The organism is Treponema sp. OMZ 805, from assembly GCF_050937395.1.
Taxonomy (GTDB): Bacteria; Spirochaetota; Spirochaetia; order Treponematales; family Treponemataceae; genus Treponema.
Genome location: NZ_JACCLP010000001.1, coordinates 192661 through 206250, shown reverse-complemented (window position 1 = coordinate 206250; position 13590 = coordinate 192661). Strand labels below are relative to the sequence as shown.

The 13590-nt window shown below is 47.4% G+C and carries 8 protein-coding genes; 1 reads left to right on the top strand and 7 read right to left on the bottom strand.

Going from position 1 to position 13590, the window contains the following annotated elements; all coding sequences use genetic code 11:
• Positions 1-72 precede the first annotated feature (72 nt).
• The gene (locus tag HGH47_RS00905; protein WP_253675396.1) at positions 73-327 is read left to right on the top strand and encodes a hypothetical protein; all 255 of its coding nucleotides are present in this window, start codon (positions 73-75) and stop codon (positions 325-327) included.
• A gap of 106 nt (positions 328-433) precedes the next feature.
• Here the strand turns inward: HGH47_RS00905 and HGH47_RS00900 are convergent, their stop codons facing one another.
• From HGH47_RS00900 to HGH47_RS00870, 7 genes are all read right to left on the bottom strand, one after another.
• On the bottom strand, positions 434-1018 hold the full coding sequence (locus HGH47_RS00900) for a hypothetical protein (protein WP_212565155.1): 585 nt from the start codon (positions 1016-1018) through the stop codon (positions 434-436).
• A 23-nt stretch (positions 1019-1041) separates the two neighbouring features.
• A complete protein-coding gene (locus HGH47_RS00895) occupies positions 1042-3744 on the bottom strand; it encodes a valine--tRNA ligase (protein WP_212565156.1) in 2703 nt (900 codons plus the stop codon).
• 210 nt (positions 3745-3954) lie between these two features.
• On the bottom strand, positions 3955-4788 hold the full coding sequence (locus tag HGH47_RS00890; RefSeq protein WP_212565157.1) for an XdhC family protein: 834 nt from the start codon (positions 4786-4788) through the stop codon (positions 3955-3957).
• A gap of 3 nt (positions 4789-4791) precedes the next feature.
• On the bottom strand, positions 4792-8247 hold the full coding sequence (gene flcA, locus HGH47_RS00885) for a periplasmic flagellar collar protein FlcA (RefSeq protein ID WP_212565158.1): 3456 nt from the start codon (positions 8245-8247) through the stop codon (positions 4792-4794).
• 165 nt (positions 8248-8412) lie between these two features.
• The gene (locus HGH47_RS00880) at positions 8413-9726 is read right to left on the bottom strand and encodes a M18 family aminopeptidase (RefSeq protein ID WP_230974388.1); all 1314 of its coding nucleotides are present in this window, start codon (positions 9724-9726) and stop codon (positions 8413-8415) included.
• Positions 9727-9877: 151 nt separating this feature from the next.
• Positions 9878-11734, bottom strand: coding sequence for a ribonuclease catalytic domain-containing protein (locus HGH47_RS00875; protein WP_432909738.1), 1857 nt, complete (start codon positions 11732-11734; stop codon positions 9878-9880).
• Positions 11721-13565, bottom strand: coding sequence for a hypothetical protein (locus HGH47_RS00870; protein ID WP_212565160.1), 1845 nt, complete (start codon positions 13563-13565; stop codon positions 11721-11723). Before HGH47_RS00870 ends, HGH47_RS00875 begins: the two co-directional genes overlap by 14 nt.
• Between the last annotated feature and the right edge of the window lie 25 nt (positions 13566-13590).

The following is a 13590-nucleotide window of genomic DNA, read 5'->3' as shown; positions in this document are numbered from 1 at the left end:
TTTACCGAACGGCGGCGTTTTACCTGTAAAGCGTTTTTATAAGATATTCCAAAACACAATGGATGGTTCACTATGAGTAACAAAGTTTCTTTCTTTTTCGGAAATCATTTCTTATCGACCGCGCCTTTCGATGATGATGATGATTTCAATGACGATTTTGACGATGATTTCGGCAATGATGATTTTGACGATGATTTTAGCGACGACGACTTTGATGATGATTTCGACGATGATTTTGACGATGACTTCGATGATGATTTTGACGACGGCGATTTTGATGATACCTATGACGATGACGACAGTTTTGACGACGACTTCGACGAATAAATTACGGAAATGAAAAAAGGAGCTGCTGAAAAACGGCAGCTCCACACACACGAGTAAACGTTATCCTATTGGGCAGCTGCAAAAACTCAAGTTTTAGAGGTGCCTGTTAAACAGAAGCAGTATCTTTGCGATGTTGATGCAGAAACTCAAAATCTGCAAGATATTGTAAACGGGACTGTACCAGATACAGCAATTCATTATACATATCAAAATTTACTTCCAATGCAATCGGAAAGACATATATCTCCGTTTCATTACAATACCGTTTAATAAACTCTGGGTCGTTGACAAACCCTAAACTGATCATATTGCTGATTCGGTCGGCGCACTTTAATACCTTTGCACGCTGTGAACCATGCCTAATAATATGCTGTAGATATTCGGGCTTTGTCTGCCCCGGCCGACGGGTAACTTCCATAACCAATTCATAGACAGCAGGAGATTCCGAGTCAATAGAGAGCAGTTCATTCACATTAAAATCAGGCACGTCTTCCAATACATCATGGACGATTGAGGCTTTAAGCAAAATACTATCGATATAGCCGTAGTCAATGAGCGTTGCCATAGTATCAAGCTGATGCCGGAACATATTGCCGCCTGCATGCCGAGCTTTTCCGCGAAGGCTGGTTGCCAAATGAATATAAGGGGCAAGATACATTCCTTTTAACAATGCTACTTCATGTTGTTCCATCTTCTTCTCCTTTTTCCCCTACTCTATACAAGGTCGTGCAAATACAGCGTGAACTTCTCAATCAGCCGTTCCGTTTGGCGCAGTTTTTCTCTTTCCCCTTCGACAACCTCAGCCGGAGCATGATCTGTAAAATTTGCATTAGAAAGTTTTGCCGTTAAACGGGACCGCGCCTGTTTTTCTTTTTCGAGTTCTTTTGTAAAGCGTGCAGCCAATTGACTGCGATCTACCTCGGTTCCGGTAATGATAAAGGCTTCAAAACCGGCTCCTACCGTCCCGATAGAATTTGCAGGTTTATCAGCAGGCGTTTCGATAAAGGCAATATCCGCGAGTCCCGCCAATAACTTAATTAAATCGATATTCTCAAACGCCGCCGCTGCGGGAGAGCCTGCTTCTATATAGAGCGCAATATGCAGTTTAAGCTGAGGATCGATACCGCATTCTGCTCTGAGCGCACGGATAAGCCGCACGATATTTTGCAGCGCTGAAAAACGCGCGGCTGCTGCCGTATCGATACGCTCTTCACAATAGACGGGATAATCAGCGGTTATCAGTGCCTTTGCACGGTGTGAAGCTCCGGCAGCGCAGTGTTCGGGAAGTTTGCGGTAAATTTCTTCAGTAACGAAGGGAAGCACAGGATGCAGCAGCCGGAGCGATTCTTCCAAAACGGCAAGCAGAACCGAGGTTATCCGGTCTTTTTCCGCATCATCTCCGCTCTTATAAGAAAGTTTTGTCCCCTCGACATACCAGTCGCAAAAGTTATTCCAGAAGAACTCATAAATGCCGTGCCCTACCTCGTTATAGCGGTACCCTTCAAAGGCTGCCCGCACATTTTTGACCGTTTCGTTGAGGGTATGGTAAATCCATCGGTCAAGCTCGGTTAATTCAGAGGCGGGAACGGGAACAATGCGCCGCCCTTCGAGGTTTCCTAAAATATAGCGTGAAGCATTCCAGATTTTATTGGCAAAGCGGGAGCCGAGTTTAAAGGATTCGTTATCGATAAGAATATCCTGCCCCTGCGTACACATAAAGGTGAGCGTAAATTTAAGGGCATCGGCGCCGTACTCATCGATAATATTCAACGGATCGATACCGTTACCAAGCGATTTGGACATCTTGCGTCCTTGTTTATCGCGCACTAAGTCATGCAGATAAACATCTCGGAATGGAACGGTACCGGTAAACTCAAGCGCCGCCATAATCATACGGGCAACCCAGAAAAAGATAATATCATGAGCGGTGATGACGGCGGAGGTCGGGTAATAGCGCTGTAAATCTTCGGTTTTTTCAGGCCAGCCGAGCGTCGAGAACGGCCACAGCCAGCTTGAAAACCACGTGTCGAGCACATCGCTATCCTGCTTGAGGGCGGCACTCTTACAGTGGGGACATTCGGTTACATCTTCTACCGAAACGGTCATCTTACCGCAGTCTTTACAATACCACACCGGAATTCGGTGCCCCCACCACAGCTGCCGCGAAATACACCAATCGCGGATATTTTCCATCCAATGGCTGTAGGTATTTTCCCATTTTTGCGGATAGAACACGAGTTCGCCTTTTTTCCACGCGGCAAGCGCCTTGTCTGCAAGCGGCTTCATTTTGACAAACCATTGCTCCGAAAGATACGGCTCTACGACGCTGTGACAGCGGTAGCAGTGTCCTACGGCATGTTTAATGTTTTCTTTCTCTTTAAATAAGCCCATCGCCTCCAAATCGGCAATAACCGCTTCACGGGCGGCTTTCACCGTCATGCCGCGGTATTTTTCGGGTACCGCCGCATTCAGCGTACCGTCAGGGTTTAATATATTGATAACTTCGAGATTGTGCCGCTTGCCGACTTCCCAGTCGTTAGGGTCGTGAGCGGGGGTTATTTTTACAGCGCCCGTCCCGAATTCCTTATCGACATAGCTGTCTGCAACAATCGGGATACAGCTGCCCGTCAGCGGCAGCACGAGTTTCTTCCCTACCAAATGAGTATAGCGGGGATCGTCAGGATGTACGGCAACCGCGGTATCGCCCAAAAGCGTTTCGGGACGGGTTGTCGCTATTTCGATATATTCCGACGCGGAAGGGGCACCGTTTTCATCGGCGAGGGGGTATAAAATATGGTACATTCCCCCTTTGGTCTCCTCATGGTCAACCTCATCGTCTGCAAGCGCAGTGCCGCAGGAAGGACACCAGTTAACCAGATAGTTGCCGCGGTAGATAAGCCCGCGTTCATAGAGGGTAACAAATACGGTGCGGACGGCATGGGAAAGCCCTTCGTCCATCGTAAACCGTTCCCGGGACCAATCGACAGAAGCGCCGATTTTACGCAGCTGATTGGTGATAATCGAGTGGTGCTTTTCTTTTACTTCCCATGTGCGTTTGAGGAAAGCTTCCCGCCCGAGGTCATGCCGTGTTTTGCCTTCCGCCTTTAGCTGACGTTCAACCACATTTTGCGTTGCGATACCGGCATGGTCGGTACCGGGTATCCAAAGCGTTTCATCACCCTTCATGCGGTGGTAGCGGACAACGACATCCTGCAACACGTTGTTTAAACCGTGTCCCATGTGAAGCACACCGGTTACATTGGGCGGAGGAATGGCTACGACATATCTATCGGTACTGTCAGTCTTTTTAACCGGCTTAAAACAGCCCTGCTTTTCCCAATCCGCATAGATTCTATCTTCAAAATCTTTAGGATTATATGCTTTTTCCAATTCAATCGTGTGCAATATGTCTTCCATGACGCCAATCTCCTGCTTCGCTTTTCTGCAATAAGTAAATATTTTAGTTATTTTTCGGTTATCGTTCAAGGGTGCGCGTGTAAGCGGATAAGTAATTAATTGGTCATGGGAAATAGTGAGGGGATAACTGAATCCTTTTATCTACGCATATCACATGTATTCATAATGCTTGCGATACGGTTGTATCCGGCAAAATATCCTCCCAAAAGCTTATCCGTGGCGGGAATCGGCGTAGCCGCTGCGGAGTAGTGCAGGATTTCCGTGGTGCTCCACAGCAATAAGCTCGGCGGCGATGGAAACCGCAATTTCTTCAGGGGTTTCTGCCCTGATGGGCAGCCCGATCGGTTTATAGATGGAATCGAGGTACTCTTTGCTGATGCCTTCATCGGCAAGCAGCTTTACCACCGCAGCATTTTTTTCAAATGAGCCGATCATACCGATATAGGCAAGTTTTTTACCATACAGGTACCGCAGTACATCCGCATCGCAGCGGTGCCCGCGAGTTACCGCAACGCAATATACGTTCTCGTGAAACTGTAGAACGGTGTGAGATGGCAATACGTCTTCTTTGGAAAACAGCTGCTCCAAGGGACAACAAAGCCGCCGCGCCGTCGGAAACAAATCTTCCGTAATACAATCGGCACGGTCATCCCAGACGGTAACGCGAAATCCGATAAAGGCAGCAACTTTTGCAAGCGCGCGGCCGACGTGTCCGCCGCCGAAGATAAATAGTTCAGGGTCATTCCCTATCTTTTCAAGATACACTTGGATTGAACCTCCGCAGGCAAGCCCTTCCTCTGCTGTAAGATTTTTCTTTATGATACAGGTAGCATCGCCTGTTTTCAGCATTTCACGTGCTTTTTTGATCACTTCATGTTCGGAAATACCACCGCCTACCGTGCCGCGGACAGCTTCCGCAGTTACCCACATCGACGTTCCGGCTTCTCGCGGAGAAGATCCATGCGCTTCGATAATTGTGCATAATACGCCCGTAATACCGTTTGCCGTATCGGCTGTAACATACTTTAAAATCTCGGTATCCATAGACTATTTATCCTCTTTTTGTTCCAGCGCTCTCTCGTTTTCGAGTATCATCGGTATATCGGTATAAATCTCTGATTGATACGAACTCTTTGTATTCAGCATATTTTGGGTATTCAAATAGGCCAAGCCGACCGATTTTGCACGGATCATCGTCTGAGGATTTCTGGTTAAAGCATCCCACGCACGGGTAGATTCCGCATACAGTGCAAGCGCACGTCCGTTCTTCTGAGAGTCGCCCGTTCGCTCGGACAATCTGCTCAGCGTTGCGCCCAAATTATTAGCCGTATGCATATAACGCTCAATAAACGCAACATCGTCAGGGCGAGTATTGGACAATGCTTGTTCTTTCCGCGCACGCTGTGCATTCAGCAAGCCTAAAAGCTCTTCATACGCAGCCAAAGCAGCAAAATAATCGCCACGCTTAAAGAACGCATTTCCAAATCCGTACAGCAAATTCTTATCGTGTGCTTTTTCTGCATACGCATGACTCATTGCTTCTATTGCCTGCCGGTAATTTTCCTGTTGATAGTGTATATAGCCGATTCGGTAATTCACCGATGGCGTGTTATACAGTTCTTTTACCGCATTTTGATAGCTGTCAAGCGCCGAATCAAAATTATATGAGATAAAGTAGTCGATGTCGCCGTAATCCGCATAGAGCTTTCCGATAGCTTTGTTCGGCGGCAGCGGTTTAAAGGCTGTATATTCGCGGTATATATTTAGCGCGTCAGCATAAAGGGTTTGGGCTTCAAGGTATTTTTTCTGATCTACCAACTGCTCTCCCAATAGGCGCATTGCATCGACATAATTACCGGTACGCCGTGCGGTCATCGGGGCGGCGGTTTTAAACAGCTTAATCGATTCGGTCAAATTTTCTATTGCACCGTCCTGCTTATTATTGTAGATAAAAAAGCGGCCTAAATTATAATACGCTTCCGGCATCGTTTTATCTGTCTGCACGGCTTTTTCCAACAGCATACGCACATCGTCGATTTTTGAGCGGAGTTTTTCCGAATCGAGCGGTTTAGGATTATACCGTTTTTCGAGCAAGTAACCGCTCAATTCAGTGAGATTTTCCGCGCCGATTTTCGTTATGCGGGAAGAGAAATGATCTTTGAGATTCAGCACTTCCGCCAGATTATCCGTGCGGATAAAATAGCGCATCATCCGTACAAGGAAGGTATCGCTTTCACCGTATAGCTCGATTAGTCGGCTGTAAACCTTTACCGCCTCGTCGTACTTTTCAGGATCTTCATCGGCCCAATTCATAAACACATCGCCGAGAGCGAGCATTCCATCCTTATCATTGACATAATGATCGAGTACGCGACGACGCAAAACCGCTTCAGCTTTTTCGTAATTACGCAGATCGGTACTCAACATATCGGCGTATTCCAAGCCGCCCTGCTTATCGTTCGCAAAGTCGTAAATGAGGCGGAGATACATTTTTTCCGCAGCGGTAAATTGTTTTTTCGCTCTAAACGCACGAGCATACGAAAAATACCATTTTTTCTTTCGCTTATAATCACCTGCCCGATTAAATTTTTCTATTGCAGTTTCATACTGCCCGTTTTCCAGATAGGAATAGCCGGTCTTATAAAAGGCTTCCGAGCGTATCGGTTTATAAATAAACTGCCATGATAAGACTGAAATACAAAATACCAGAATAAGCGCAATGGCAGACATAACGGCAACAGGCAAGAACCGATGCATAAACCAATATTTAAAGGTCTGTTTTTCCCGTTCATACTCTTCAACCGTCTTCCGTTGAAATCCGCGTGGAATAGGAATCGATCTATTGATTATCTTTTCGAGCTTATTGACAACTTTTTTAAGAGAATCTTTTTCCAGTACAAAGCGGATAAAATTCATCTTATTTTCAGGTCGGTCGTCGCCATTGGCGATATAGTCCTGAATAGCAAGCTGCACATTAAACGGGAAGGTTTCAAGCTTGTTTAAAAAATTAAAATAATCATCATCCGATATTGTTAACGCTTCGCCGCCATCCGAAGAACCGGTACTCTTGGCAATAACGGAATCGAACATCTGCGAGTGAGCATCAGCCGAAAAATCTTTAAAGTTATCAGGAAGATTGAATTGATCGTCAGCTACTTCCGTTATATCGCTGTCAAGCGGATTTTCTTCCAAAGAAAAACCGCTTTGATCCCCGCTATCGCCCTCCGGCTGGTTAAAAAAGGTATCGGTTATGTGCTCCGGCATACCGATTCCGTCAAAACCGACATCAGTACCGGCAATCGGTGGAATGGCAATCGGCGGAATACTGATAGGTTCGGTACTCGGAGTATCCATGCTAAACTCAAATGACGACGCATCCGCTCCGTCATCCGCCGATTCGGCTGGAGGATCATCCCTATTTTCGGAAAAGAGTGAAAGTTCATCCATATTGTCCAAACTATCGGATTCTTCCGTAGTACTGCCGCTTTCATCCTCATTGACAGTGGAAGCTGCTGAGGTATTGGACTGGGTGGTTTCATCGGATACCGGAAATTGAGCGGTTTCTTCATCATCATCCATATCAGGAACATCAAAATGAGAATGATCATCCACTTCATCCAAATCGCCGGAAACATCAGGATTGCTTGAAGCATCATCAGAAGAGGAATCAAAAGCCGATAAATCAATGTCGGGAATAGTAATATCAGGGATGGTACGCTCTTCTTGAAGCATATCTTCATCAGCCGGAACTTCATCACTTTCATCTAACGTTTCCACATCTTCCGGAATCGTATCATCATCAATCGTATCATCAGCCGGCGTAGATTCATTTGCTTTTATCGGTTCGGGCGCAAAATCAAAGGAAGAAAGCATATCGTCAAAATTAAACGGATCATCACGCTCCGTTGATGGTTCATCGGTAGCCGTAGATTCGGCGATATCGGAAGCATCTGAATCATCTCCGGAAAGATTGTCAAAATCAAATGAAGAAAGGAACGTATCCATGTCTGAGGTATCCGGCATTCCTTCTTCGTCAACGGGATACGCATCTCCGGTTACCACTTCGGGTTCGTCGGGCTTGGCGCTCGGTTCCTCGGCTTGAGGAGATTCGGTATCGACCGAATCATCTGCACCGGAAGGCGCAAGAGAGCCTGTATCGTCGATGCCATTATCGCCGAAATCGGTGGGAAAAGGGGTATCCATCGATATGTCGGGAGCATCCGTAACCGGCACCGTATCGAACATATCGGGAACCGATTCGGCAGCCTGTTGCGATGCGGGCATAGACTCGGAAGATTTGTCAACGGCATCATCAGCAGCAGCGGTTTGCTCCGGCTCCGTTGCAGGCAGTAAGGCATCGAGATCAATATCGGGAACCTCTTCCTGATTCGGCAGAGGGAGTTCATCATAGACTCGCTCGCCCCACCGAGCAGTTACTCCATCTTCATGAGCAATCTTTTTCAGATCTTCTCTAAACTTAGTAATTTCATTTAAATTCGGCATAAACGCGCACAAAAGCCCCTTTCTCTTGTAATTTCGGCATTTTTAGCATATATCTTAAGGAGCACCGTATAAGGGGTGCTTCAAAAGCCGTTACTTTTTCGAACATCCCCTTAGACGTTCCCGAAGGATGCGAAGCAAATCCAACCGAGTTTTAGAGATGCCTTATTACTCTTTATAATACTGATTAAACACCTGCGTGATATACGCTTGATCCGCAACGCCGCCCAGCTCGCGAATGGAATGCATCGACAAGATGGGGTTCCCGATATCGACCGTCTTAATCCGCAAGTTTGTCGTCGTAATCGGTCCAATGGTTGAACCGCCTTTTATATCGGAACGGTTGACAAAGTTTTGGCATGGAACGCCGGCCCTTGCACAGAGATCTTTAAATATCCCCGCCGAAATACCGTCGCTCGCATAGCTCATCGAAGCGGCAAGTTTTACCACCGGTCCGCCGTTTACAAGCGGGAAGTTGGTAATATCGTTTTTTTCGGGATAATTGGGATGGAAAGCGTGCGCCTGATCGGCGGAAATAAGGAAAGACCTGCTCAACTGCTGCTGGAACAGTTCAAACCACTGCTCACCTGCTTCACACTGGGCAATCGTAATTCGCTTGAGCGTATCCGCAAAGAACGGGCTACCGGCGCCCTGCATCGTTTCCGAGCCGACTTCTTCGTTATCAAAGATACAGGCGGCTTTTACATAGTCTAACGGAGCATCTTGCGCAATCAGCGCATCGAGGGATGCATAGGCCATACCGAGGTTGTCGATTTTTCCCGTCGAAAAAAATTCATCGGAAAGACCGCAAAAACTTCCGGGCTGCGTATCATACAAATAGAGGTCAAAGTCGAGGATTGTGCTCACCGGAACATGCAGCTGTTTAGATATCAGTGAAATAAGATATCCGTCCTTTTCAAACTTTTTATTGATGATACCGAGCAAGGGCAGCACATCTTTTTGACGTTCAATTTTATACCCGTCGTTTACTTCGCGATTCATGTGGATAGCGAGGTTCGGTATGATAAGCGGCGAACCTTTAAACGAGAACAGCATCTCTTGAGGCGCAAGCGGATCATCCGTCCGCACAACTACACGTCCCGCTGCGGAAAGCGGGCGATCAAACCATGTTGAAAGAATTGCCCCGCCGTATACTTCGGTATTCAGCTTGAGGTAATGATCTTGCACCGTTACTTCGGGATGCGGCTTTATCCGCAAACAGGGGGAGTCGCTATGGCTGCCGACAAGCTTAAATCCGCGCGCTTTCTTCCCGCGGCTCATCTGCCATGCGATAAGAGCGCTGCCATTTGCGGTTACAAAGTATTTTCCTGCGGGCTTTAAATCGAAAGCATCCGAAAGGTCAAGACGGGTAAAGCCGACCGCTTCGAGCTTTTTACCGGCATTTTCAATCACATGATACACCGACGGGCTTTGATCGATAAACCGCATCAGTTCACGGGCATACTGTTTTTGCATCGCCATACCTATACTCCTTAGGGGGTTACCCTGATTATCTTCTTTAGTATACCTGCCTTTTATAATTTTGGGAAGGTTGCGGGATGGAATTATCGGGTATCCTCAAGGAGCAGTTTCAGAGAAACCTGAGAAAGTATTGTTGAACGTGTAATAAAGCTTACACCTGTTCAAACGAGGCTTGCAGATAGGCAAGACGGATGCGGCGCACCTTTACGGTCAGTTCCTGATTGAGTTCCGGTTCGGCATCAAGCGTTATGTCGCCTTCATATCCAAGCGACGGAATAAAGATATGAGCCTTTTTGCCCATTGCCTCAAGCACAACCGCCGTCCCCCGCCAATCCGGATTTTGCAGCAGATACACGAGCGTCCAATGCTGACGGGATGCCCGTTCCGCAGAAACACAGGCGCGCCCTGCGACGTCCCCCGCCGCTATTTTAAGGATGAACTCTGCCGCAGGCGTCAGCGGTTTACCGTCAATATAGTTTAACAGCTGGCGATGACTGACCAAGTCCCCGTAGCGGCGGAGCGGGCTTGTTACCTGTCCGTACATAGCAAGCCCGAGCGCAGCGTGCATCGAAGGAATGGTACCCACGCTGCGCGGGCGCATGGCGCGCCGCTTCCGGTATTCCCCTGCAAGGCCGGACGGCAGCTTATTCGGCAGTTCGGGCGCCTCCTGACTGATGTACTGAAACGGAATGCTGTGCTGAAAGGCAAAACGGGCGGCAGCTTCCCCTGCAAGCAGCATCATCTCTTTAATCATTGCAGACGCTTCAGTCTGACCAATGGGCTGCACCCGCACCCGTTTTATGCCGTCCTGCTCCGCCAGCGTAATAGACACTTCGGGAAAATCGATGGATACGGCGCCTGCATTTTCCCGTCTGATGCGGTTTTTCTCTGCAATGGCAAAAAACGGAGCTAACGCGGGTGAATCCTTTTGCGCATCAGCTTCTTCGTACGTCATCCTAATAACCGAAAGTTTGGTACGGTGGATTGAAACCTCTTCGATTGCACCGTCACTACCGAGGAGCAGCTTAAAAGAAAGCGCATAAGATACGGGTTTTAGCCCGAGGGCAAAATAGTCAACCGCTTTTTCGCCGAGCATTCGAGCTGCCCCCTCAGGTGTATATAGTGTTGCGCCGCGAGCACAGGCATCGGCATCGCTTTGCGTATCCGCCTGAATGGTGTCGGCAGGGTTTGCAATGTGAATCCACAAGTATGTTCCGTCAAAAGAAACCGCATCGTCGGGATCGGTACTGCCGGGATTATCGATTGCATACGCAGGGATTGCCGTTAAATCGAACGGATCGGACGGAAACACAGGCGCGGGGATATCCGCCTTAGATGAATGAAGCGAATGGCCGAAGCGTGCAGGATAGGGATTTTTTTCGATAGGCCAAAAACCCGTTTTTAACAGAATCTCGTGCGCCTGTTCGGGAGTTTGCTCCATCTTTGCATCTTTTAATATTTTGGAAGCGGAAGAACTCCCCAAGGCGAGCGCCTCAAGCTCTTGAAAAAACGGCGTATATAATTCTTTACTTTCTGTAAACGGCTTTCCCTGCATACAGGCGCGAAGGGCTGCGATAAAATCCTGCCGCAGTTTTTCGGCCTGCGCTTTCTCCGTCTGCTTTTGATTAAGCCGCTCTATTTCCGCTTGCGTGCGAATACCGATCGGATCCGTAGGCGAAGTACAAATAAAATAGGGCGAACGACACAGAGCTTGCCACAACTGCCAGCTTTGCTCCGCCGTGTACGTTCCCCATAGCAGCTCCGCAAGCTCGGTGAAAGACGGCGTTTCTCCTTCAAAGAAATCCGCAGCTTCGCCAAAATCCGCAGCGGGAACTTCGGCATCAAGCGCCGCCTTAATGCTCCGGCATTCTCCGCTATGGAGCAGCACAATGTCTTTTTCGCGTACTTTCTTTGAACCGGATTCCAACGCAATTTCAAATTTATCAGCCTGTACATCGGTAATGAGCGCAGGCTGATTTTTATAGAGAACGAGATTACCTTTTTTCATTTATATTCCGAATAGTGATGTTCCGTATTTTGTTATTACCGTATACCACCTGTAGAAGATTTCCTTGCCGGTGATACATCAGTGCATCGCAGCTGCGGTACACCGCTTTTCCGCACACTTTTTCAAAACCATCACGAGAGTCGCCGGTGCGTATATCATTAAAGAGCGTTAACGATGACGGAAAACCGACACTCATCTGCAGTACCGCTCCGTCCCCGTCTTTAGAGCGTATGATAACTTCGGTATTAAGCAGTCGATACAGCCAGCGTTCGTTGTAATAATTGTAGATAATTGCAGACGGTCTATTCCACGCACTCAACAGTTTATCAACCGTATCGCCGACAGACACATTGCGGAGCACAATCGGAGTAACCGCTTCAGGTTCTTTTAAGATATCGGCAAGCCATTGCCTTTCTTTTGCAGCGCCTGTTTTATTGTTTAATTTTTTTAGGATACGGAAATAATTGCAGCGGATTAGCCGTTCATCGGCAGGAAATCCCGTCGTTACAAACAACACTTTACCGGTTGTTTTTCGAACAGATGAAGAGAGACAATCAGCCAGCAGCTGTTGCGCCTTTGTATAGTCTTTTCTTAGTAGAGACAACAGCGCAGCATAGTTTGCCCGCGCTGTTTTATCATCAGCACTCGTATGAAAGAGATCAGCCTGTTCTGCAATGCTGAGTACTGCATTCCGTTCATGAGTCAGCGGAGACGAAGCGAGTAGATACGCATACCCCGATGCGATTCCCGCCTCGTATATCATAGTAAGATAATCGCTATATGCTTTTTTTGCCTGCTCGTATACAGCGCTGTTACTCCGTGTCGGCATTGTCTTTGAAACGTAATCGGACTGTTCATCGTCATCATTTTCAAACATGAAATCCGCCGACTGAAAAAACGCAAACACCGATGCATTATCATACACTGCAGCAGGAAGAATAGTAGCCATCTCCGTATCCCGCTTATCAAGACTGCTTAGCCATGCTTGATGAGAAACGAGAGCATTCAGACGATTGATATAAAGGCTCTGCGGAAAGAGTTGCAGTAAATTACCCAACACAGTACGCGCATCGGCGGTTCCTCTGCGATTCTGAAGTGCAAATAGTACCCCTGAAATTTCTTCGTACAGATGCGTAATATCATCTCCGTTACTGTTTAACTGCTCAAACCGTACAGCAGGTTTTATGGAGCCGGTTGCAAATGATGCGAAGACTTTTGCCGTTTCCGTATCAGCGTAAAGTGAAGCCAACCGATTAAGCCATGCTTCCAATAACCCCTGAGGATAACCGGCAACATTAAGTAATACGCTTGCCATGATGTCGGCGGTATATAATTTTTCAGGAGAAAGCGAGATGATCTTAGCGGTACTGTAATAGTTGAGCGCAAACTGCGCCGTACACACTGCAGCGATAGGGGCAAAAAAATTCTCTCGCTCGTTATTCAAATTCCGTATCCTACGCGCAGAACCGGCGGTATCCATGAAAAGAACGGAATCGATATAATCCAAAAGACCGGTACTTACAAGAAATGTCCCGTCGGGATACATCATACAACGGGCATTTTTCCGGTCAGTTATAATTAAGCGCATCGTGCCGCGAAAGAGTTCGGTTCTGCGTATCAGCATAAAAAGAGATGTTTCGATAATGTTATACCATTCGCCAACTTCGTTCGCCGCTATTTCATGTGAAGAAGCCTCCGCTATTTCGTCGCGATACACCTGCATCAGCCGCTCACGGGTATACATTCCCTCCGTCAACGGATCCGTAAAACCGGAAATTGCAATAAAAAAAAAGGAAAGTAAAACAAGAACCGTTCGGCGCATATCTTTCATACGCTAAAGCATATCATAGCGACGC